Below are 23,961 nucleotides of genomic sequence, written 5' to 3'. Positions count from 1 at the left end.
TAACGCCCTTGTCCATGCCGACACCGTGTGGCCGTTGTTGATCACAAACTGCCGACCACAGCATTTACACTGATGGTTCTGACGGTTCGCGTGAGTAGGGCCATTCTTTTTTTTTTTTTTGTTGTGACAACTTGGGCAAAATAGGTACATAATCTTTGAGTTTAGTCACTCCAAAGTTAGGCATTTGCCCCCGTTGTCTATTTTTTTGTTATAGCATTACTTTGCGCGCACTGCCCTATTTTTTTGTGACCAAAAGGTATTTTTCAAACCAATCGGCCAGTAAATTCAGGTCGCTTTCCCAGGTTTCGGCCCAGCCATGTTCTCCCCCCTGATGAATGATCAATTGGGCAGGAACTCCCATTTCTTTTACCCGGGTAATAAATCGTTCCGATTGCTCCAAAGGCACAATCGTGTCCTGTGTTCCGTGCAAAAGTAGAATCGGCGGCGTTTTTTTGGAAACGGTGTAGATGGGCGATAGCTCCTGCATCACTTTTCGTTGTTCTTCCCGCGTTTTAGTATCGACGGCAAAGGCCGAGCGATAGCGTTTGAGGTGCTCCTGCTCTACAAACAGCAATTCCGGAGAACCAAAATTGACTAAATCGGTAGGAGGAAAAAAGCACGCAACGGCCTGAACCTGACTTGAAACTTGATCAACGGGATCGTTGGAGGTAGTTGATAATAAAGGTCTTCCCAAACCTGTACCGATGGAAAGTGATAGATGCCCGCCCGAACTCATGCCCGAAACGCCCAATTGATTAGGTTCAACGCTGTATTCGTTGGCGTGATAACGAATGAACCGAACAGCGCGGTGAACGTCCTGAATTACTTCATTGACCAAAAATTTGGGTGCAGAACTATGAATGACCAGAAAAACGGTTTGTCCTCTATCAGTAAAATACTTGAAATGTCGAAGCCGTTTTTCGATCATGCTGTGGTCCGAGCGCCAACCTCCGCTTAGCAGATACACAACGCCGATGCCGTTGGGTTGGGCCGGTTTGAGTACATCCATGGTAAGTGCCATTCCGGATTTGTAACCGTAAATCACATCCCGAATTCGGGTAACACCCTCAATTTTGGAATCTTGGACGAGGGTTAACGTTTGGCCGAGAGCTATCTGTGAATCCCATGCCGTGAAGGCCAAGATGAAAACTAAGATCCAATGTTTCATGATTTTCAGCGAATGGTTTTAATAACCTGTATCGTAACGGGGCCGAACAGTCCCGATTTTTTCAGGGGTAATTGTTCCCAAGGGACAAGGTTTTTATTGGCCTTCGTGATGTTGGTTTTGGTATATTTTTCACCCGTAATTCCATCACCCGTCAGGCGATTTGACCATGTATTGGCCACTTCTATTTTTAACGTATTTGCGCCCGGCTTTACAACGTCGGTAATATCAACCCGATACGGCGGCGTCCAGACAATCCCTGCTGATTTACCGTTCAACCATACTTCTCCCACTTCGGCTACTTTTCCTAAATCGAGGTAAATTCTTGAAGATGAGGAAGGCGTATTGTTAAACTGAAAGGTTTGCAGGTAAACTGCCGTTCCTGAAAAATAACGGATTCCGGGTTGTTCTGCTTTACTCCAAGAGATCAGTTGCGGAAAAGTTACTGACTTAGGAGCGCCCCAGCCTTTGGGAAAGGTGAGTTGCCACGATCCTTCCAGTTTCTGAACTACGGCTTTGCTGTCAATAGTTGTTTTTTTAGTTCCTTTTTTTGCTTCAAACATCCCTTCCTCTAAAAAGTGGAAGCCGCTGTCCAAATACTCCATTCGCGGGGTTTGAAAACTTGCGCCTGTCAAATTACTGAAATGAGAATGTGGTATTGCTGATTTAGTAAACACGACGAAAAACGACCCATAGGGCGGCAAGGAGATTGGCAATTTAAGTTGATTGTTTTCCTGTTCATAAACCTTGACGGGAGCGATAGTGCCCGAAACAGGATCCCATATTTCAGGCGTTTTGCCCTGTTGACGAAAGGCGCAAACATGAGAAATCCATTGATCTATAGTGTTTCTGACCAAATAAAAATCAAGGCCGTTTTTTGCGTAATGAATGTAGTCCAATGCTCCCTTTTCTTGATTGGGATAACTGAAATCGGGCGGAACGGTCAACTTTTCCTTTACATTCATCCCCGTAATAATCCCGCCTTTTTCCTGTAATTTTTTCAATTTCGACATGGCTTCCGGGTTCAGTTTTTCCCCTTTGCCGAGGCTCAATACTTTATATCTTCCTATCTGTGGCAATACCCATTCGCCGTTTTCCACAGTGAGATCTTTCAGCAACACTTCGGTATTGATGATTTCATAATCATAACCTTCACCCACTTTAAAGGCGGTGTTTTTGGGCGGAACCAGATTAGGAATGGCATCGCCGTAATAGTAAAGCACATCAGCGACAAAGTCGGCCTTTTGGAGTATGTACGAAATGCGGCTCAGGTAGTCATTAAAAGGCTTTATTTTAGGCCACCAAGCCTGTCGGTCGTTGTAGTGTGTACCCGCAAAATAGGCAATACCCGGGTGACCCATACCCGTTGGATTGTGCGTAAAACCATGAATAACCAACCGGTTCATACCTTCACAAAACGCGCGGTCGGCGAGGGGTTTTAAATTGGCCGGGCCTTCCTGCCAATCCCAATAGCTTGTAAAGGCTTCTTCTTCCACTATGCCGCTTTTGTAGATATGCGACGCCGCCGCAATTTCTTTTACCAAATAAAGCAGGTCAACGATACTGTCTTTGTCAAAAAATGTGCGATTGTACCAAAACTCACCCCGAGGTACGTCCAATGAACCCAGCGCCTTGAGGGTTTCGACGGGGATATGGTGCAAATGGCCCGGCCCGCCGGCTTCGGAGATAATTTTCAGACCATACCGATTACAAATTTCTTTGGCTTTTCGGTAATGATTATTGATCATCAATTCTGACAATGTATGGTCAAAATCAAATTGAAATGGATTGGCCGCTGCGGGAGAGTACCATTCTTTATTGAAAATAGCGGGTAAAAATTTATACAGCTCATACCCATTCAGCTTCTTAAAAGCAGAAGGTAGGGTAGGAGTCCACGTAAATTCTTTGGCCTCGTAACTGGCTAAATATAAGTTTTTTAAGGCGCTTTTGCTGAAGTCTCCCAACAACGGTTTCAAGCGGTCAATGAAATACATGACGTGCATTTGCGTGGCCGAGGAATCAAAATGGTCAATGATTGGTCCAACCGAGCGCGGTGTGGGTCGGATGAGTTGCTCGCCTGAATTGGAGCAGATGTATCGGTAAATTTCCCAATTTCCTTTGGGGGTGTTCCACGTGAGTTGCTCCTTTTTAGGATCAAAAAAGGCAGTTACATTGATAATTTGAGTGGTGTCTAATCCTGCTTTTACGCCGGCAGGTAATGCCAGAATGGCTACCTCTTCATAATACGCCGGTTTGCCGTCATTAGCGTAAACGATGGGGCGTGGTTTGCCTTGTTTGTCAGGCGTAATGGTGGGAAATGGTAACTTTATGGACTGTTTCGCATTACCCGTAACGGTAGTTTTAGAAAAATAGAGGGTTTTAGCGGAATGTTTAGGTGTTACCCACGTTCCGCCTGCGTTCCAGCTACTGGCTAAATTGAGTCCCACTTCCAGTCCCAATTTTCCTGCTTCATCAATCGCAAATTTGATGGCTTTCAACGACGAATCACCCATAAAAGCAGGGCCAGAAGGAATGATTTGATTGGGGTCGCTGGCGGGTGGCAGACCTATTTCAAAAATATCTACCCCACCCAATCCAGCCTTTTTAATGGCCAATAATTCTTCCTTCATCCGAACGGGGTCTGTGTAGCCGTTCAGCCACCACCAATACACTTTGGGACGCACTTCATTGGGTGGATTCTTGAAATTTTTAAGCAACAAAGGCTTCGTTAACACATTGGTTTGTGCATAACTCGTTATAAAACATAGTGATAGCAGGAAAATTGATATATTTTTCATTGGTTACAATTCAATAAATATTTGGCATTTACAAAGGTTAGGCTTCGGAGAAGCCGTGAAAATCACCTATCCAGCTACAAATGTTATGCTTCTCCGAAGCGAGAAACTGATTTAAGCTTCGGAGAAGCATAACATTTGTAGAACAACAGAATCAAAATCTATGCAATCAGCTTCGGAGAAGCTCAACATTTGTTGAAAATTGACGAATATTTTCCCAACGACTCAAAGAGGTCAAACCACACCGCATTTACCAAAACGTGACCAATTCGCCGGTTACGTTTTCCACAACGTAATGTTTCCCGTATTTTTTATCACCCAATTTGAACGCCGTTCGGCCGCTTTTCCACGGATAACGGGTATTCAAATACACATTTAAATCCCCTTCCTGCACAGTATCGTCGGGGTAAATACGCACCGTGGCGTTTTTAAGTCCGGTGAGTCGAAGGCAGCGCTTCATGTGCTTTACACCCGATGTCATTTCCTGACAGGAGACGATACCGTCATTTTGTTCCAGAAAAATGCGACTTTCGCGGTGCCATGCTTTGGGCATGGAATACACCGAAAATCCATCGCGAAGTTCGGTTTCGTAACCCGTCAGGATGGGGATGCCCTGCGGCATTTTGAAGCGATGAGTAATGGTGGTATTGGGGCAATAACCCGAAAAGAAAAAGCCGTTGCTGCTTCGTGCGATCGTCAACACGGGGTTTTTTACCGATGGATTTCGTTTGTCAATGCGATAATCTACCCCAAATTCTTTAAGAACGTAGCGAAGCAATAAAGGTCCGGTGAATAATTCTTCGGGATCATCGGGAGCGAGGAGTTTTCCTCCCGTAAATTTGCTTGAATTGGTGCCGCGCACGTAAGCTACTTTTCCGTCCTGCCATTCCGGTTTGTTACGAACCCAAACCACAGACCGTTCATTCGCCCCCTGCGTCATTTTAGCCAATACTTTGGTAAAAGTGTCGTCCGCATTTTTAACTTGTGTGCGGACGCCACCGCCCGAAAACAACGCGCTGTGAATGATTTTATCCGGGTATTTTTTATCTAAAACGTCGGTTGTAATGGTCGAACTTACCTGAAATTCTCCTTCTAACGGCGCACCGTTTTGCAGATTTAACAAAGCAAGAAACTCGGGACTTGCGTGATCGGCAGGGCCGTAAACGAGCAGTTTGCCGCCTTTTTGGACAAAATTGATCAACTGTTTTTCAAACGAAGAACCTGCTTCCGGTACGATACTTACCAGAATTGATTCATTGAAATAGTTTGATTTTGAGGAGATTACTTTTTGAAATGATTGGGTGGAAATAATGGTGTTGAGCGGAAAGCCGTTGTTGATCGCCTGACGAATGAGCCAATCGCCGTAGTAAATTTCTGAAATGCGTTGAGGCCGAGTATAGGCCCAACGGTGGTATTCTTCAAAAGGATATACCCAAACCAACGGCCCCGGTGCGGTTGGCGCTTCATAACGCGCTTTCAGAATGTGCGGCGTTACTTCATCGGGAACCTGCGTGGGCAATTCGCCATAAGAGTTGTCAATGGTCAGGAAATTTAAATGCGTCGGGAGTCGCACTTCGCCTTTGGCATTGATGCGCGCCACCGACATGGGCAGGTAAATGTCGTGTGGTTCACTGCCGTAGCGGTCGAGCCATGGACTGTTGACCCACCACGGGTCGTGGGTGTAATACCGAAACAAATAACGCTCGTCGGGCAGCTCCGCCATACGCGACATATAGCCGACCATTTCCAACCCAAAATCGCCGTCCAACGCGGCCCAAGGCGAATTGGGGGGCGGTAACATGTTGTATTTTCCCCCATAAATCTGCTGTAAATCAACGCCATCGCGAGCCAAATCTGCCCCCGTTGACAGATTGGTACCTCGCGTTTGAATCTGAAACTGAGGGCACTCTTTGCGAAAAAGATTCCAGAAATTCGTGATTTTGAATTTTATATCGGGCAATTTTTCGGGTTGAAACGCTTTGCCCGTAAAGGAGGCACCTGTAGATGACCAGCCCTCAACGCCAAAGCCAAAACCGTTGCTCAGCCAAATGTAATCGTATCCCAAATCGGTTAAGAAATGCTGGCTTTGTCTGCCCAAAAACGCACCGAAAGGTGTGTCGGCAGGGATGCCTTTGGGAAAACCTGCGTAGGCGTCTTTGTCGGCGTTGAGCGTGGCGTAGCAGCTCACCATCGTTTTGTGCCCCATGGCATTTCCTCCTAAAATTTCAGGATGTTTTTTGTACTTGAATTCCGATTTGGCAAACTCAGGACCGGGGTCAAACGTGGCACCGATGCGAATGGGTTTTCCCGTGATTCGTTTTCCGGATTCCTTTAAGGTCTGAATGATAAATTTCAAATCACCGTACGTGAACTTGGGCGGATTTTCCATGTACAAATACGCCCGTTCGTGCAAAGACAACTCTTTAGGGCCTGAGCCTACTTCGTGTTCGGTATTGGGATTACCAATGTAACGCGCCCACTCCAGCGGTTGGGTTAAGCTACCTTTGTAATCCAGGATTTCCGAGCCGTCGGATGTCCACAACATGACCGAAACCGTATCGGTATGTCGCAAAAGCGCTTGCCATTGCGTAAATATCTCATTGGCAACGTCTTGGATATACGCTTTGTCGTTGTTCTTAAACGGCTTGAGCGACAGCTCCAACGTAATGTTATTGAACGATTTACCCTTCAAAGTAGAGTTGTCCAAGTTAGGTGTATCGGTCGAAAAGGTAAGCCCCAACAGGACAATGCTCAGTGAACAGGAAAGGAGAAAAATGGACAAACGCATGGAGATAAAGGTTTAAGTGTGGTTTGTTCAGCAACAAAAAATAGCAGTCAATTTAGGGTTTTGATGCCCCTTAGGGGCGAAATATTGGTAGAAATAAAATTGATTCATTGCACCTTTTCGTGCCGTAGGTACGACACTATATCGTACCTACGGCACGAAAAGGTACTATTTTAGCTCTATGTTCTACAAATGTTTAACCCTTTCAGGGTTGATGCAAGACTTGGAAAGTTTTTGAAACTTTCCAAGTCTTATCGGTTAATAACCCGTATTCTGTTTCACGACCGACGGATTCAAATCCACTTCGTTTTGCGGAATTGGGAAAATGAGTTCAAAATCATCCACTTTAAACGAAAGTTTTAAACTCTCATAATGCGCATTCAGCACCGTCTGTGCCCTTCCGGTACGAACCAGATCAAACCAACGTTGTCCTTCGTATAAAAACTCTACGCGACGTTCTTTTTCAAGGGCGATTCGCAAGGCTGCCTGGTTCAGGCCTGTTAAATCGGGCAATTTAGAGCGGGTGCGCACCAAGTTGATATAAGGAAGCGCTTCGGCCGTTTTACCTTGTTCATTCAGCGCTTCTGCGTACATTAAAAGTACATCTGCATAGCGTAACGGCATAAAAGTGATGCTACCGTCGGAGAGGTCAATGGCCTTGAAATCCACGAATTTTAACCCATAGCGGCTGTACGATTTCTTCCCTCCAATCAACAAAACCGAATCACTGACCGACAATGCTTTACGAACATCGCCTGCTTCGTAGGCTTTGGCCAAATCCAACGTGGGTACGATGCGCCCGGAACCTTGCAGGTTGTTGGTGAAAATAGCCATACTCGTAATGGCCGGCGTAAACAACGAGGAATAATTATTCCCCATGCTTCTGCCCGAGACGTATTCTATCTCAAAAATGGACTCCGTCAAATTGTTATTGCCGTTGGTAAACAGTGTTTTATAATCGGCCACTAAGCCGTACGACTTGGCATCGATCACTTCTTTTAACTTTGTGGCGGCCAAATCATAGCTTTTTAAGGTAAGATGCACTTTTCCCAATAAAGCTTTTACCGTCAGGCGCGAGGCTTTGGTTTTGTCGGTATTTAGGGTAGCGGGTAATAAAGTTTCCGCTTCGGCCAAATCCGCTAAAATCACTTTGTAGGCTTCTTCTTTGGATTTTAGCGCCATGTCGGCCGAGGCCACTTGCTCCGGGCTGCTGAAGGTTTGGGTCACAATCGGCACATTGCCGTACAGACGTACCAAATAAAAATAACTGTATGCCCGCAAAAATTTGGCTTCTCCCTTGATGCGGTCTTTGACGGTCTGGTCAAAAGTAGCCGCATCGATGCGGTTGATGATGCCGTTACTTTGCGAAATGGTATACAAACAGGAATTCCATACCGAGCGCACAAACCCATTGGTGGACGTCACGGCGTTTTGGTCCATCTGCATCTCGTCGGTCGAGGGCGACGACCACTGAATTTCGGTATTGTCGGTGGCCAATTCAGTCATATACAGAACAGCGCTGCCACTGAACAAACCGCGAAAAGTGCTGTAAACGCCCGTCAAAGCGGTTTCAAAGTCGTTCTGATTTTTGAAAAATGTTTGGTCGCTGATTTGGTATTCGGGACTTAGGGACAGAAAATCCTTGCAGGAAGTGGCCGTCAATATAAATAGGAGCAGGACAATCAATTGCTTTTTCATAGTTGTAACTGGTTGTTGATTAGAAGGTTACTCGTAGTCCAACGGTGTACGTACGCGGATTGGGATAGGCAAAAAAGTCGATTCCGCTGCGGGCAATGTTATCGCCGGTAGTGCTGCCCTCGGGGTCGTAGCCCGGGTAGTTGGTGAAAGTGTACAGGTTGGTCGCGTCGGCATAGACCGATAATGCCTGTATTTTCAACTTATTGACCACTGATTGCGGGAAGGCATACGAAAGATTGACGTTACGAATGCGAACATAAGAACCGTCGAACAAAAATTTGGTCGTGCCTGCGCTGAATCCAAAGGCGTAATCATTGCGGATAGCGCGTGAATACAGCCCCGCGCCCGGACTGGTTTCGGAGCGCCAACGGTCGGCCATCGTGCCCAGTTGATTCTGCACTCCCGCGCCGTTGAGCGATACTTCACCGCCTTGGAAATAGATTTCGTTTCCCTGCGAACCGTTGAAGCTGATGTTCAATCTCAGGCTTTTGTACGAAAATTGATTGCCCATTCCCCACGTGAAATCAGGCCATGGATTGCCGACAATGGTTCGGTCAGCACTCGTGATAGTTCCGTTGCCATCGGCATCCTGATAACGAAAATCGCCCGGTTGTACTCTTGGGTGTTGCTTGGGATTATTGTTTACTTCTTCCTGTGTTTTGAAAACACCCAGAATATTCAACAGTCGGAAGCTGGAAATAGGATATCCCACCTGTGCCACTTGATAATCAGATGTTTGTAGCCGAGCGGTGGCGGAATTAAGGGCAAGGACTTTGTTGCGGTTCCAGCTGATGTTGAAATCGGTATTCCACTGAAACGCGCTTTTGGCAATGTTCTGTGAATTAATGGTTAACTCCAACCCTTTGTTTTCTACTTCACCTATGTTCTGCAGCGAGCTGCTAAAACCCGAAGCAGCGGGCAGAATGACGTTCAACAGCAGGTTTTTCTTGTGGGCTCGGTAAGCATCAAAGTTAAAGGAAAGGCGATTTTGGAACAGCGAAAGGTCTAATCCCAAATTGGTTTGTACGGATTGCTCCCACGTCAACACATCATTGGCCAAACTGCTGGGAACTACGCCCGATACTACTTGGCCGTTAGACACATTTCGAGAAATGCCCAACAACCCCTGACTGGCATAATTGGGAATGAGATTATTGCCCGAAATCCCGAAACTGGCCCGAAGTTTCAAATCGCTCACGAAGGAAACGCTTCGCATAAATGTTTCGTCAGACAAACGATAAGCGGCTGAAAATGAGGGGAACATCCCCCAACGATTCTTTGCGCCAAACCGCGAGCTGCCGTCCTGACGAATGGTTCCTGTAAATAAATACTTGCCGGCCAATGTGTAATTAACGCGTGCCAGCCACGAAAGCATAGACCATTCGCTTCGGTAGTTAGTCCCCGAAGTAACCGCTCCGGCCGCTAAGTAATGAACATCATCGGTTGGGAAATCGGAAGCACCGGCCTGTAATACTTCATCGGTATTTTTTTGAGCTGTAAAACCCGCCAATATATCCAGATCATGACGTTCTCCGAATTTATGACGGTAGTTCAAGGTGTTTTCATTCAACCAGTTAAGGCTTTTAATCTCGAACGCTCCCGCCGTAGCCGCTCCCGTGCGACTGGTGGCCAAGCCTACCTTCGATGATTTCCATAGACGCGTCACGTTGTTGGAGTAATTGACCCCAACGGACGATTTGAAGACCAGTCCCGGCGCGAGTTCGTATTGGAAGTAATTGTTGGTGAAAACGTTGGTGTTATTACGTTTATCCGAAAACTCCGCCGCGATGATCAACGGGTGTTCGACGGGAATCCCCGTGGGACTGGAAAATTCCGAGTAAGGATTACCATTCGCATCGTAAAGTGGAATCGTAGGGTCACTGGCCAATGCTGCCGAAATCAGCCCACGGAATTGTAGGTGGCCTTCGGCACGGGCAAAATCACCGTAGGAATGGGCACCCGAAAAAGAAGCTCCGATTTTCAGTTTATCGGTCAATTGAGCATCAATGTTGGTGCGTAGGGTAAATTTCTTGAAGTTGGAGCCGATGATAATTCCTTTTTGGTCAAAAAAGCCGCCTGAGACATAGTAGTTGACATCTTTGCTCGTGCCGCTGGTCGATAACTGGTAATTTTGAACCAATCCTTGTTGAAAAATAACATCCTGCCAGTCGGTGCCGCTCTGATTGGCATATTGTGCCGGATTTCGAAATTCGGGTTTTACCTGTGTTGCAGTGCTTCTCACATTGTTGGGGTCAGAGGCTTTGCCGCCCGCAAAAACCCACGCATTGTCGCGGCCTTCGGCTACATACTCGGCGTATTCCTGAGGCGATAACAAATCCAATTTTTTTGCCAATTGTTGTATTCCCGTGGAATGTTCAAAACTGATGGTCGGCTTGCCCATTTTGCCGCGTTTGGTCGTGATAATGACCACGCCGTTGGCTCCGCGTGAGCCGTAAATCGCGGTAGCGGAAGCATCTTTTAACACTTGAATCGACTCAATATCAGAGGGATTAATGGTGCTTAACGGATTGATACGATTGGTGGCGCTGCTGTTGGAAATCCCGCTTGCGGTGTAAGAGCTCGAACTGAACGTGCTTAAATCAGAGCCGCCGCCACCCGTGCCAATGGCATAACCATCGACCACGTACAAAGGAGAATTTCCGCCTGTAATGGAGCTGATACCGCGAATCACCACGTTGACGTTACCGCCCGGCGCTCCGGAGGTTTGCGTGATTTGAACCCCGGCTACTTTGCCCTGCATCATTTGATCCACGCTTGTTGCCGACGGAACAGGCACCAAATCTTTGTTGGATAGGTTGACAATGGAACCCGTTAAATCTTTCTTACGCTGCGTTCCGTAACCCACCACTACGACATCCTGCAGTTGTTGCTGATTGGTTTTCAGCACAACATTGATGACCGAGCGATTATTGACCGGTACTTCCTGAAGGGTGTATCCGATAAAACTCACCACTATTGTTGCATTTCCTCCCACGTTCAACTTGAAATTTCCGTTGGCATCGGCGGTAGTACCGTTGTTGGTGCCTTTTTCGGTAATGGTTGCCCCGACCAAAGCCCCGCCATCATCGGCGGCGGTTACCTTACCGCTAACCGTTGACTGGGCGAATGCAACATTAGTTAAAGCCCAAAGACTCAGCATGCAGCCTATGACCAATAGGCGCAATTGGTTAAATAAATAGCTTTTCATGATTTGAAAATTTGAGGGATTATTGATGGATGACGACAGATTCGATGTTTAAATAATCAGCAATCTTCTGAATGGCGGCGGCGTGGTGGCCTACGCCTAAAGCAAAGTGGTGCGTTGGGCCTTCTTTGATCCAACGTTTGAGAAACGTGCGCACATCGGGTTTGAAAAAGCCGCGCGTATTGGTGTTGCCGGTCGGTGGAATCGGCCCCGCAATAGATTCACCTTCGGCAATGATGAACTTCATTTTTCCTTCGTAAGTAGAGTTGATGCTCAACATGGTAATAGGCCCTTCTTTGATCTTGAATTCAACACCCGCCCCAAAACCGGGTTTGCCGTGGTATTTTTTCAAACTTCTTAATACGGGTTGGCCCTCCGCAATGGCGATATTGTGGGGACCATCATGGCCGACCAACACGAAATCTTCCTTGAAATCAACGGGATGGAATTCGGCAAAACTTCCTCCGATGCCCAGACGTTCCATGATGAGCATCGCAATACACGTTTTCAGGTCAGATTCTCCGCACATGGGGAAACCCGCACCCTGAAGCAGTGAATTGCCCACAATCAAATTGGACATAACCACGCGGGTAACGCTGTCTTCGGGGCCATCGTAGTAGTACGCCAAACCGTCCAGTTTTTTTGCTTTGACGAATTTTTCCAAGGCAACGGTTACCTGAGCGGCAATGTGCAGATCGGTATCGCGGAGTTTTTCAGAAATGGGGTCAGATACCGGGTCGGGCGTATCGAAAAATGCTAAGATACGCTCTTTTACGGCTTCAATTTCATCCTCATCGGCCTGATTGTATTGACTCACAATTTCGTGGGCTTCGCATTGCACTATGTGAACTCCAAAATGTGCCGTTAGCATCGTTGAGTCCGAATGCATATCGAGCATGGCTTCGATAGGATGTCCAATGTGCCCGATCTTGGAGGTTTTTAAATCGTGCAATACTGCGGCAATTCGGCAATATTCCTCAATTTCGGCTTCGGCGGCAGGGTCGTCGTGCAGCGTTCCGATGATCATCTGCGGGACGGGTTTTCCCATTCTGACGGCCACGCCGGCAAATTCGGGTAACGCGCAGATGTCGTCGTTATAGAGTTGAAGGTAAGTCGAAGCGTTATTGTAATCCATCGCTTTGTCAGGTTGCAAAGCAACAAGCACGATGGGGATGTTAATGCTTTTGATAATAACCCCAAACGTACTCGACGTGGCGTACGTGAGCATATCACAGAAAATCAGGTCAAGGTTGGCCGCATTGAGTTTGGGTACGATGTCGTAGGCTTTGCTGACGTCGTCCACCATGCCGAAGTCAACGATTTCAACACTGTCCAAGGCTTCAATTTTAGCAATAAAAACGGCCTGTTTTTGATACATATCTTCGAGCAATCCCTCAAACTGTCCCCAGTATTTGAAGTAGCCAACTCCAAACACGCCGATGCGCGGTCGTGTCTTTTTTCGTTTGACCACCCCCGCTCGGGCCAACATTTCTACTTCATTTGAATAGTTATCTTTCATACTATTATTTATGTTTTGTGTGATTATAGTTAACGCACTAAGTAAAATGAAATATAATTTGGCAAATTTCGATTAAGAAAAACAAATTGATTACGGTAAATAAGCGAAATTATTGAGTTGAAAGAGGAATATTTGGCCCCTTTATCGGGTGTTTCGTACCCCAATCCAGCGTTTTAATTTGGGGAATAAGCAAAATCAACAACATGAATGCCAATGGATACAACATACCCGACGCAATCCAAAGCGGTCGATACGAATACTGCTGAATTACGGCTCCCATCAGCGGATTCAGGATCAGGCCCGAAACTGCCCCCGCCGTTCCTGAAAGACCCACCACGGTAGAAGTAGCCCGTTGCCCAAACATATCAGAGATGGCGGTAATGTAATTGGTAATCCAGAAACCGTGGGCAAACATGAACAATGACATACAAAAAATGGCGATTTCTACGGTTGAAACCCACTCAATGGCGGGGGCGGCCAAAGTCAACACCGCCGCAATGCCCATAACGGTTTTTCGGGCTTTGTTGACCGAAAATTGTCGGGCAATTAACCAACCCGAAAACCAACCTCCGAGTATATTTGAAATCCCCAATGCTAAGAAAGGTATCCAAAAAAGGCTTCCAATTCGCTCAAAAGACACATTTCTTACTTCACTTAGGTATTTTGGAATCCAAAACATCATAAAATAAAACACGGGGTCGAGCAAAAAACGAATCAGAATAAAGACCCATGTAGGGCGTTTTTTGAACAGTGTTAAAAAAGGAACCGGTTCTTGTTTTTCCTCTTGCTGTATTGTTGGAATGTATTTTTTCCAAGGAACTGATAGCCAGATAATTACCCATACAATGCCAATAAGGCCCGGAATTAAAAATCCGCCTCTCCATCCATATTTTCCTGATAACCAAATGGTTAATGGTGGTGCTACCACTGCACCAATCGCCGAGCCACCGATGGCAATGCCGTTGGCCAACGCTCGTTCTTTTTTATCAAACCAGCGATAAACTGTCCAGGCTGCTCCGGGGAAACAGCCTCCCTCACCCATACCCAGTAAAAAACGGAATGTCAGCAATTGCGAAAATGAATTCATAACTGCGTGCAAACTATTGGCAATAGACCAGACGCCGACCGAAAGCGCTAACCCTAATTTTCCGCCCACACGGTCAATCAACCAGCCTCCCAATGTAAACATCAAGGCATAGCTAATCAGAAAACTCGTATTGACCATGCCGTATTGCACATCGGTAATGTGGAACTCCTGCTGAATTTTAATGATGGCAATAGACAGCACTTGTCTGTCCAAAAAACTCAGGCCTGTTGCTACGAACAGGAGCCACACAATTAGCCAACGGATGTTTTTTCGCATTTTACTTAACGCACTAAGTTAGATGCCGACAAAGGTATAAGCTGTTAAAAAGAAAACAAACAAAATGGTATTTTTTTTTTATTAAATAGAAATATGGAGGATTGTAATCAAAAAAAGCGAACAGAATTTTCGCCTTGTTCGCTTTTTTACTTTTAATCTTCTATTACTATCTATTTCCCGCAGGCTTTCAACACGTTGGTATGGTTAAGAATATAGGCTCCGTCATTGGCTTTTTTTGCTAATTCCAAGCCTTTCGTTGCGTCAGCAATGGCTACATCACATTTGCCGATTTTTGCAGCAATTTTGCCTCGCAAATAATACGTCCAGTATTCCTGCTCCTTTTCAACGACTTTGTTAGCCCATTCGTAGGCTTTGTTTAAATCGCGATTGTTTTGATAATAATAGTCTGCAGCGGCAAAATAAGTGTCGGGTTTTACGTCGGGAGCCGCTGTTTTTTGCTGAATTTCGGCCATGATTTGCGCATCAGGATCTTGGCTAACACTGAATTTGGCCTGTAAATTTTCCCAGCGAATGGCGATTTTAGCCGATGTAGGAGTAAAATCGGTAATGTCAATGGTAAAATATTCTTCAGGTTTGGCCAGTTTTTCAGCTTTTACTTTGAATCGCAGCAAATCTTCCGATTCTTTGTACTCATAAGCTCCCCACTGGTTGGGATTTTTGCTCAGAATAATGGTCCATTCGTTTTCAGTAGGAATGGTAAAAATGCCATACGTTCCGGCAGCTACTTTTTGTCCTTCAACGGTCATGTCTTGTGAAAGTATCAAATTAGGCACTTTGTTAGCGCCCGTGCGCCACACTTTCCCAAACGGAGCAAGTGGGGTTCCTAAAACTTTACGGCCTTTGAGGGCAGGTCGGCTGTATTCAATGGTTACTTTTGCTAACCCAACTCCCTGAGATATCGTCGCTGACGGACTGGGAGCGGGTGTGTTGATTTGGGCATTGGCAGTAATCAGGCTGCCGCAGACAAATGCTGCGATGAAATAATGGGTCATTTTCATACGAAGGGTTGTTTTTAGATGTTGAAAACGTCGCAAAACAAATAAAATCGTTCAAACTCGCCAAATGAGCGTGCCTGAAAGGTCAAAAAAGAAGACCGAATCGTTTCAGTTAATTCCAACGCCCGTTTTCGGTCATCATTATTACTATGAAAAGTCCATACAATAAGCCGGGGACTGCAAAAATGCCGAGAATACTTTTAGCGAGCGAAAGATAATTGTTCGATTTCATCCAAAGGCTACCCAACATGACCGCTCCAACAACGGCCAATATCAAAAGCCACAATCCCATATTGAAGGACGAAACAGAACCATCTGCCAAGCCAACGAAGAAGAAATAAAGTACTATTAGAGAAAGAAGGGCATCAAAGCTCCATAAGGTCCAGAAAAAAGTCATCGTTTTGTTTTTTACCAAAAATATCGACTCTCAAAGACACTGAAAATTTTATACGACTTAACCGTATAGAATGACCTTTGAGACGTGAGGATTCCTTATCAAACTGTTTGAAAAGGATACAAAAAAGGCCAATGCATCAGCATCGGCCTTTTTTGTGATAAGAAAATACTATTTCACTTTGCCAAAATCGGCCGTGATTTGATTGATTTTTTCGTCTGATAAACTTTCGGAAGCAATCACCGTACGGTAGCGGAATGTCGTTGACTCTCCATTTTTTAGGGTTAAGTTCAATTCTTCTTTTCCGTTACTGAATACCTTCTGTCCCAACGGATTGGCGGCAAAAAGTCCGTAGCCGCGAGCGTGCCAGTACGTAGGATAGCCTAAGTTTTTGGGGTGGTCAATGATAACTACGTTTACCGTTTCATTGCCCATTTTTCCGCGAAGATTGCACCAACGAGCGCGTTTGCTCCATACATCTTCGCCTTCTACACCTTCGCTGTTGCGGTAGTTGCCCGTTACACCGGAATTGTCCATGACAGGCACTTTGGTTGCTATACCATTGGCATCGGTAAATACATCAGGGGTTTTGGAAGGGTGCTCCAATTGCCGCGCCACTCGAATCGCAAACATACCGTCTTTTACGTCTTTGAAGGTAACATCAGTTTTAGCGGTAAGGGTTGTGATACGGTCAACGGTGCGGCTTTTGGCGTCGCCCATAAAAACGTAAGTGGTGGTTTCGGTGAGCATGAGACCGCCCTTTTTGTCGAGCCAATCGGCCGTTACGGTCAATTCTCCCTGCTTTTTACCACTTTTCATGCTTTTAATACCTGTGTGAACAATGGTGCCGTACGTTCCTTTTTCATGGTTAACGGAAAGTGAGTTGTTCCAAAAGTCATGCCCGTTGGCAGATTCGTAGTTGAGCCACATCCCTACGTGGTGCGGGTGGTCTACGCGCTCGCCCGGGCGTGGATTGACGGGCCATCCCCGCGTAATTTCCGTGCCGTTTACAGTGAGCAGCGGATACAAAACTGCTTTTTTGAGCTTGTCAGGACCGGGGTAGTAATAAGCGGTAAAGGGTTTGCCGTCTATCGTTACTTCTACTTTTTTATCAGCCGATTTATCAGTCAGAACTACTTCTTTTTGGGCCAAAGCAGTCAGGGTAAATAAGGTGAAAACAGAACAAAAAATGAATTTCATGCAGGTTATCAAAAGTTAATTATGTGTGCAAATACGCTTTATACTACGAATGCTCAGCAGGAAAGGACTACGATAAAAGCGGATAGTTTCTTCTTTTTACCCGCACTTTTGTAAGTTTGTGGCATGGCTAAAAAACGAAAATTTTATGTAGTGTGGGAAGGCCGTAAACGGGGCGTGTTTACGGAATGGAATGAATGTGAAGCGCAGATAAAGGGTTTTCCCGAAGCAAAGTTCAAGTCTTTTGATACCTTAAAAGAGGCTGAAGAAGCCCTGAAAGAAAATTATTGGGATTTTGTGACGCCCAAAAAAGCCAAAGCGGCACTCAAAGAGGCCCCCGTTGCTATCGGCAATCCGAATTTGGAAAGTATCGCCGTAGATGCGGCCTGGAATACCGCCACGGGTGATGTTGAATACCAGGGAGTGTATTTAAGAACAGGGCAAAAACTTTTCCATCAAGGGCCGTTTCGGGATGGAACCAACAACATCGGTGAGTTTTTGGCGATTGTTCACGGACTGGCCTACCTTCAAAAACACCAAAGTAACTTACCAATCTATACGGACTCCAAAACCGCCCTCAGTTGGCTGAAACGCAAACACGCCAATACCAAACTGGAAGTAACTCCGCGCAACAAGGAACTCTTTGAAATGCTTCAACGGGCCGAAGAATGGCTTTCTAAAAATACATTCACCAATCCGGTCTTGAAGTGGGAAACCGAGTATTGGGGCGAAAATCCTGCCGATTTTGGGCGCAAATAATGAATTTTAAGATTTCTCGGCTAATTCTTTTAACTTTTGATTCATTTGTTTGAAACCTTGAATTGTATTGGTATCCAACATTTTTTTGAATAAAGAGACCAGAATACCATAAAACAACTCACTTTGGCGAAACGTCGTAGTTCCGTTGCCATTGTCAGTCAATTGGAAAATGTGCTCGCCGTCAAACAGCCCTGGAATGATTAGTTTTCCGCGCCAACGAAACTCTTTATTGGCTTCAAATACCAATACTTTGGGTTGAAAAGTCATTCCCTGCGCTTCGGGAGGTTCAATGCGGGCAGTGATGGTGTGTCCTACGACAACGGGTCCGGTAATGGATTTAATGAACGGGTTCCAACGGGGATAATTGTCGAAATCGGTTAAAATAGCCCATATTTTTTGGGGAGTCGCATTGATGACGATTTCGGTGCTGATTTGCTTTGCCATGACTTTTTTAGTGGTTTGTGATAGTTGATTGAACGTCACAAAGGTCTATCGTCGCGGCGTAAAAGCTCTTGACATAAATCAAGAAATTACGAAATGCTTTTTTTTCTGATACGGCTGAACGTTTCAGGAGTCATGCCGAGCATAGAGGCAATGTACTGGAGCGGTACTTGGTTAAAAAGTTCTTTGTTTCGCTCAAAAAAGAAGTGGTATCGTTCCTCGGCAGTCATGGAAAGGTGCGTGAAAATACGGTCTTCCAAAATGGTAAAGCAGCGGGCAATGAACAATTTCTCCAGTTCGTGCCATTTCGGAATTAGTGTTCCTATTCGGTTATAGTCCTGACTGTCAATGGTGTAAATTTCGGCGTCGGTTAGGGCCTGAATGGTCCAACGAGCAGGAGTGTTAAAAATCAAGCTTGCCAAATCAGTAACAAAATAGCCTTTTGTCGAAATCAACTGCGTCACTTCTTTATTAGGCGTTTGAACATAGATACGTAAAAGCCCCGATTGGATAAAGCTCAATTTGTCACAAACACGACCCGTTTTGAGGAAATAATCGCCTTTTTTGATGGTTTGACGCTTAAACAAAGCCCCCACCTGCGCCAAATCTTCCTGGCTGATTCCAAAGTAGGATTGGATGTATTTTTCGAGTTCTGTCATTGAGTGGACTTCATCTAAAGCTTTTCTATTTCGTCTTCAGAAAGCCCTGTCACTTCGGCAATATCTTCTGTTGAAAGCCCTCTTACTTTTAACTTTTTCGCTATCTCAATTTTCCCTTCAATTTTGCCGTCGTCAAAAGCGGTGTCAATGGCACCTTTTATATCTCGGTAATATTTCAGGCTATTTTCATAACTGTCTAATTCCGCTTGACCGAATTTGGCAATTTCTGCTTTTTCAAAGGCTTGGGTGAAGATTTTGTCTTTAAATATGGCGGGGATATTCTGAAAATCCTCAAAATACTTGATAAAGAAAAGCCATTTGTCCAAACGAGTCGTGAGTTCATCTTCTGTTTGGTTAAAGTTGGGCATTTCCAGATAAATGTAAGTCAGCTTATCGTAGAAAGTCTTTCCATTCTGATTTTTTAACTTGATTGTATGAACGACCTCACTTCTCTCGGGTTCGTTTTCGTAATCGTCAAAGGTGAAATCTAAAATGCCGACGCAAAAAATAGTGTTCAAATTATACCGAGGGGTCGGACCCTTCCATTCTCCTTTTTCGGCTTGCTCTCGAATGGGGAAAGTGGAATAATAGATGGTTCTTTCTTTAAAATAGTTTTGTTTCGCCTTTTGTAATTCAACGATAAACTTTTCGCCGTTTTCGCAGTAAATATCATAAATGGCTTTTCGGCTGGTGGTTTGACCAAGTTGCTCCGTATTTTTGAATGATAAGTCTTTGATTTTATTTATTAATGGCAAAAGAGCGTTTAGAAAGTCAATCAGCAATGGTTTACTGGCTTCCTCGCCAAAGATTTTCTTAAATCCAAAGTCAGTAAATGGGTTGATGTATTTTGCCTTCATTTGATCATTTCCTATTCTAATATTATGCAAATTTATGAAGTTTCGGTTGAATTTTGGCAGGAGATTGAGATTGACACCAGTTTCAATGGAGTTTCATTGCAGGAACCTTCTTTGATTTTGGTTAGAGATAATGGGTTTGGCGTTTGCCGTGTCGGAGACACTCTTTTTTATATTAAGTTCGGAGTGCCTTTCAGAACACTCCAAATAACGGGGGTTTTTATCCTTATTATAGATGAATGTTTCTTTTAAAGGATTGGGATAAATTTCTTTATCCTCGCAACTACAGTTGACTTTGACTTTGTTGCCTTCAATTGTACATTGACAATTACAAACATCTTCAAAAGACTTACCATTAACTTCTGACTTCATTGTAAGTTTTGCTTTAGAATTTGAAAGGAAAGTATATTGCTCTATTGCATTTGTATATCTGTCTATACGTTCAAATGTTTTGCCTGTTAAGTTAAATGCTTTTTATGCAAATGCAGAACTATTAGTTTGCAGTAGTAGTATTGCTATTATTAAATATTTCATTTGTATTTTTTTAATTGTATGAATTTTTATTTATACCTTTTTGTGAAATGGTAACTTGCCTCCTTTCTATTGTGAAAGATTGTCAAGATGTATTAAAATAAAAGGTCGGTGGTTCTCTTGTTTGCTTTTTTCCGTTTTGGTGTGTCTTTTTAAACTTGCCCATAACGTTTTGCGGCTACAAGAAGTTGGCGATTTCGGAGACGAAAACTGTCTACTACCACTGAACTTGATACGAAGCACAAAGCTTCATTTAACCACTGAACCGCCAATTTCTTGTAGGTGCTGTTACCAGTAGTGCTTCTTCGGCCGATGTCGCTGTATCTGTCCATTTTACTGCTGTCTTGGTGCGTTGGCTTGGTGGCTCTTTTGGATTTTTTTAGCGTTGGACTGTGCGTTGCAAAAAATACAAATGTGCCACCAAAAGCGTTGGCTAATATGCTCCTAAAAACTTGTGTCCGTTGAAGTGAACTAAATGGTCAGGATTGTCGGCAATCCAAACTTCCGTTTCCCAAGCAACATCTAACATCCATTTTCTAAAGTCGGGTCGAGTAAGAAAACCAGTTACAAAGATTAGTTCTGCTTTGCAGTCTTTGAGCATTTTCTTTAACTCTAAAACTCTTGTTTCACTCATTGGTCCCGAACTATGAACTGCTTCGATTAGGTAAAGCCAATTGTGCTTTTTGCTGTATGCGATAATGTCGGGAAGTTCATCGTGTGAAAGCTCAAAGAAATTTAGTTTTTTAAGTTCCTCTAATTCAATATGCAAAGTTTTGTTTGAAGTGTCACCAATATAAAGAACAGTGCAATCACTGCCGAAACGAGGAAGAAATTCTTCAATAAGTGCTTTTTGTAAAACATTGTGTTCACCAAGTGAAAGTTCAATCGGTTTGCCGTTTGGAAGTTTTACAGGAATTTTTTCAAGGTCTCTTTTTCTTGAAAGTATGTCTGCAAGTGATGGTTTGTTCTTATTGAATGATTTTAAATTCTTAGTCCAGTTGGTTGTTTTATATGATACAATAAGTTGTTTAAAGTCAGGGTGCAATGCGTAACCTCTTGTTGGGTCATTGGTCGCAGAGCCTTTGTTTACGCCACTGTTTATAACGATGTCTGCAAGCACAAGAAGTTTTAAATCTTTTCTTCTTATGTCATCATAAGAACCTGATGAGATTTTTTCTTCAAAGTTCTTATTTACGAGATTGATGATGTCACGAGATTTAAGATTTGCATTTTCTTTCGCTTTACTCCAATCTTTGGTTACACCAGCAACAGCAAGAAAACAAACAGCCATTCTTTCCATACCTCTTTCAGTTTTAGTCATTGGAATGCCAACACTTTCTAAAATGTCGAGAGCTTCATTTATGATTTTTTGAACAGGTTTTGATTTAGTGCTCTTAGGTATGTAATTCTTCATATTAAAAAAGTGTCAGCACTTGATTAGGCTGTAAGTTGTTTTCTATAATTTCTTCTGCGGAATAAAGTTCATCCATTTGAAAGCAATCCTTTAATGCCAATGCCATTTGATATGCTAAAAGAGGTGGAACGGCATTGCCAATTTGATTAAATCTTTGGGTTTCGTTTCCGATAAACTCATACCAATCAGGAAAACTCTGCAGTCTTGCCGCTTCATTATGCAAAAGCCTTCTTCTTCTTCCGTCTTTTAACCTTACTCGTTGCATATCACCCGTTGCCCCTGCAAGATTTCTACAAGTCAATGTTCTTGCTGGTTTGTCAGCATACAAGTCTCTTGGGTTAATACACGAAGACGCTTTTTCATATTTAGCAACATAAGTGTCCATTGATGCCGTGAAAAATTTACTTTCAGGCGGAGTAGTGAACATCAAATCTCCTATTGCTTCACCTACTGTTACTCTATGATGATTTGGCTTTGGGAAATTAAATTTTGCTCGATGTCCGAAAACAAAAAGTCTTTCTCTGTTTTGGGGAACACCAAAATTTACTGCGTTGAGTAACTTGAAGTCGATGATATAACCGAGTTTGCGAAGTTCGGTCAATACTAAATCGAAATACCATTTGTTCGTGTATAAAAGTCCCCGTACATTCTCGAACATAAAAACCTTTGGTTGTAACTTCTTAACTGCATCAATAAAAACTGGAAATCCGTCTCTTGCATCTTCCATTCCTTTTTGGTGTCCTCCAACACTAAAAGGTTGGCAAGGCGGCCCACCAATTACAATGTCAGCCTGCGGATATTCAAAGTCAAGGTCAAGTTTTATAGGAAAACAGTCGCCAACAAGATTTTTGTTATAAGTGTCAGAAGCGGCTTTATCCATTTCGTAGCCAATCGTCTTGTAACCCGCAGCCTCAAAGCCCAAAGACAAACCACCACAACCCGCAAACAAGTCAAGAACAACCTCTTTTTCGGTTATTCTCGGTTTGAGTGTTTCGTTTATGTAGTCTATATAATTTGTCATTGATTTTTTGTGTGTCAAAGATAATAAAAACAGGTCTGCTTTAACTCTGAATTTTCAACAAATGCTGAAAGTCTTGGTGCGGTTGGGCAAAATTAAATGTGCTGCAATTTGGGTAGGCTTGTGGGTTGGCTTGCAGCTCTTTTAATTTTGCGAAGCGTTGGCATTTTGTCGTCCGTTGTCAGCACAGATGTTGATTGTTTGCAGGGTCGTCATAGCATTACTGGTAACGAACAGGTATTGCTGCAGGTGTGGAATTCATTGCTCGTCCTGCCCGGAACCGCTGCCCAATAAAGATTTAAAAGTACAAGATAAAAACTAATAGCCCAACAGAATTCCGTCCGCCGAAACCGCTGCTGATAGCGAACTACAGCCGAAGCTAACAACGTCCTGCCACACTTGCAGCAATACCCATGTTAGCGGTAGTGTTTCCTTTTTCAGCTTAGATTTCATCAATCTATGTATTCATTTTATGTTTAGATAATTGCCTTACGATGTTAGTTTGTTTAAAAACTTCTTTTTAGGTATCGTTTCGGGTTTAATCAAAATATAGATTAAAAATCTTTTCTGCTTTACAACTTTCCATCCTTCCAAATAGTATATAAAGTCAAGGAATGAAATACCGCAATAAACAAGTTGCTAATTACAACAGGATTAATAATTGTCCCTACTGTAAAAGGGGTCGTTAATTTATAAACAATCTGGATGAATAATAATGAAGCAACATACTTTACATCCATTTTAAAGTACAAAATAACTGAAGCAATCAAAATCGATAAGTATATTGAAAGCAAAATACCACGGGCAGGGCTAAAAATACCAAAGCTATGCCTAGCCCATTCAGCATTAATAATGAGACCATAACAAACTGGTATTAAAACAAGGATATTTAAAATTAAAGAACTTTTTATCATGTTACAGTTGATTAAATATTAACTAATAGCGTATAGTTCAAGAGCAATTACAAATTTATTCATAATTCTACACTGTAGCAATAACCTCGTTTAATGAGCAAATAACATTACCTATAATCGAGTCACGCAGGGGAATTGCACCCCCACGTTCTCACGGAACCGTGCGTGAAAGTCTCCCTTCACACGGCTCTTCTTGTTTATAAATCGCATTTATGGATGTACCAGCGCCCAGTG

The 23,961-nt window shown here is 43.8% G+C and carries 19 protein-coding genes; 1 reads left to right on the top strand and 18 read right to left on the bottom strand.

What is annotated here, in order from left to right; genetic code table 11:
• Positions 1-235: 235 nt before the first annotated feature.
• From Q0081_RS03620 to Q0081_RS03575, 10 genes are all read right to left on the bottom strand, one after another.
• The gene (locus Q0081_RS03620; RefSeq protein ID WP_298349429.1) at positions 236-1,168 is read right to left on the bottom strand and encodes an alpha/beta hydrolase; all 933 of its coding nucleotides are present in this window, start codon (positions 1,166-1,168) and stop codon (positions 236-238) included.
• Positions 1,169-1,173: 5 nt separating this feature from the next.
• The gene (locus Q0081_RS03615) at positions 1,174-3,963 is read right to left on the bottom strand and encodes a glycosyl hydrolase (RefSeq protein ID WP_298349426.1); all 2,790 of its coding nucleotides are present in this window, start codon (positions 3,961-3,963) and stop codon (positions 1,174-1,176) included.
• A 247-nt stretch (positions 3,964-4,210) separates the two neighbouring features.
• Positions 4,211-6,748 carry a hypothetical protein gene (locus Q0081_RS03610; RefSeq protein ID WP_298349423.1) on the bottom strand — a complete coding sequence of 846 codons (2,538 nt, stop codon included), beginning with the start codon at positions 6,746-6,748 and terminating at the stop codon, positions 4,211-4,213.
• Between the two features lie 255 nt (positions 6,749-7,003).
• The gene (locus Q0081_RS03605; RefSeq protein WP_298349419.1) at positions 7,004-8,443 is read right to left on the bottom strand and encodes a RagB/SusD family nutrient uptake outer membrane protein; all 1,440 of its coding nucleotides are present in this window, start codon (positions 8,441-8,443) and stop codon (positions 7,004-7,006) included.
• Positions 8,444-8,462: 19 nt separating this feature from the next.
• On the bottom strand, positions 8,463-11,651 hold the full coding sequence (locus tag Q0081_RS03600) for a TonB-dependent receptor (RefSeq protein WP_298349416.1): 3,189 nt from the start codon (positions 11,649-11,651) through the stop codon (positions 8,463-8,465).
• Positions 11,652-11,670: 19 nt separating this feature from the next.
• Positions 11,671-13,167, bottom strand: a complete 1,497-nt coding sequence (locus Q0081_RS03595; protein ID WP_298349412.1) for an L-fucose/L-arabinose isomerase family protein — start codon at positions 13,165-13,167, stop codon at positions 11,671-11,673.
• A gap of 109 nt (positions 13,168-13,276) precedes the next feature.
• On the bottom strand, positions 13,277-14,530 hold the full coding sequence (locus tag Q0081_RS03590; protein WP_298349409.1) for an MFS transporter: 1,254 nt from the start codon (positions 14,528-14,530) through the stop codon (positions 13,277-13,279).
• Between the two features lie 170 nt (positions 14,531-14,700).
• Entirely contained in the window at positions 14,701-15,543 is an 843-nt protein-coding gene (locus Q0081_RS03585; protein WP_298349407.1) for a DUF2911 domain-containing protein, read from the bottom strand.
• Between the two features lie 115 nt (positions 15,544-15,658).
• Positions 15,659-15,943: an osmoprotectant transporter permease gene (locus tag Q0081_RS03580; protein ID WP_298349404.1), complete on the bottom strand. Its 285-nt coding sequence runs from the start codon at positions 15,941-15,943 to the stop codon at positions 15,659-15,661.
• A 168-nt stretch (positions 15,944-16,111) separates the two neighbouring features.
• Positions 16,112-17,140, bottom strand: a complete 1,029-nt coding sequence (locus Q0081_RS03575; RefSeq protein WP_298349403.1) for a PmoA family protein — start codon at positions 17,138-17,140, stop codon at positions 16,112-16,114.
• Between the two features lie 123 nt (positions 17,141-17,263).
• On the opposite strand from Q0081_RS03575, the gene Q0081_RS03570 reads away from it, so the two are divergent.
• Positions 17,264-17,896: a ribonuclease H family protein gene (locus Q0081_RS03570; protein ID WP_298349401.1), complete on the top strand. Its 633-nt coding sequence runs from the start codon at positions 17,264-17,266 to the stop codon at positions 17,894-17,896.
• Between the two features lie 6 nt (positions 17,897-17,902).
• Here the strand turns inward: Q0081_RS03570 and Q0081_RS03565 are convergent, their stop codons facing one another.
• The 8 genes from Q0081_RS03565 to Q0081_RS03530 form a co-directional block, all read right to left on the bottom strand.
• Positions 17,903-18,340 (bottom strand): SRPBCC domain-containing protein, encoded by a 438-nt coding sequence (locus Q0081_RS03565; RefSeq protein ID WP_298349398.1) that lies wholly within the window; start codon positions 18,338-18,340, stop codon positions 17,903-17,905.
• 86 nt (positions 18,341-18,426) lie between these two features.
• Positions 18,427-18,996 carry a Crp/Fnr family transcriptional regulator gene (locus Q0081_RS03560; protein ID WP_298349396.1) on the bottom strand — a complete coding sequence of 190 codons (570 nt, stop codon included), beginning with the start codon at positions 18,994-18,996 and terminating at the stop codon, positions 18,427-18,429.
• 14 nt (positions 18,997-19,010) lie between these two features.
• Positions 19,011-19,853 (bottom strand): Rpn family recombination-promoting nuclease/putative transposase, encoded by an 843-nt coding sequence (locus Q0081_RS03555; RefSeq protein ID WP_298349393.1) that lies wholly within the window; start codon positions 19,851-19,853, stop codon positions 19,011-19,013.
• A gap of 680 nt (positions 19,854-20,533) precedes the next feature.
• Positions 20,534-20,713, bottom strand: a complete 180-nt coding sequence (locus Q0081_RS03550) for a hypothetical protein (protein ID WP_298349389.1) — start codon at positions 20,711-20,713, stop codon at positions 20,534-20,536.
• A gap of 101 nt (positions 20,714-20,814) precedes the next feature.
• Positions 20,815-21,795, bottom strand: a complete 981-nt coding sequence (locus Q0081_RS03545) for a BsuBI/PstI family type II restriction endonuclease (RefSeq protein WP_298349386.1) — start codon at positions 21,793-21,795, stop codon at positions 20,815-20,817.
• Position 21,796: 1 nt separating this feature from the next.
• Complete coding sequence (locus Q0081_RS03540; protein ID WP_298349383.1) at positions 21,797-22,816, bottom strand: DNA cytosine methyltransferase; 1,020 nt, start codon at positions 22,814-22,816, stop codon at positions 21,797-21,799.
• 315 nt (positions 22,817-23,131) lie between these two features.
• Entirely contained in the window at positions 23,132-23,266 is a 135-nt protein-coding gene (locus tag Q0081_RS03535) for a hypothetical protein (protein WP_298349380.1), read from the bottom strand.
• 119 nt (positions 23,267-23,385) lie between these two features.
• Entirely contained in the window at positions 23,386-23,727 is a 342-nt protein-coding gene (locus Q0081_RS03530) for a hypothetical protein (RefSeq protein ID WP_298349377.1), read from the bottom strand.
• Positions 23,728-23,961 lie beyond the last annotated feature (234 nt).

This window comes from Runella sp., from assembly GCF_027484545.1.
Classification (GTDB): Bacteria; Bacteroidota; Bacteroidia; order Cytophagales; family Spirosomataceae; genus Runella.
The sequence above is the reverse complement of the archived record's forward strand: the minus strand, read 5'-3'. Positions and strand labels throughout refer to the sequence as shown.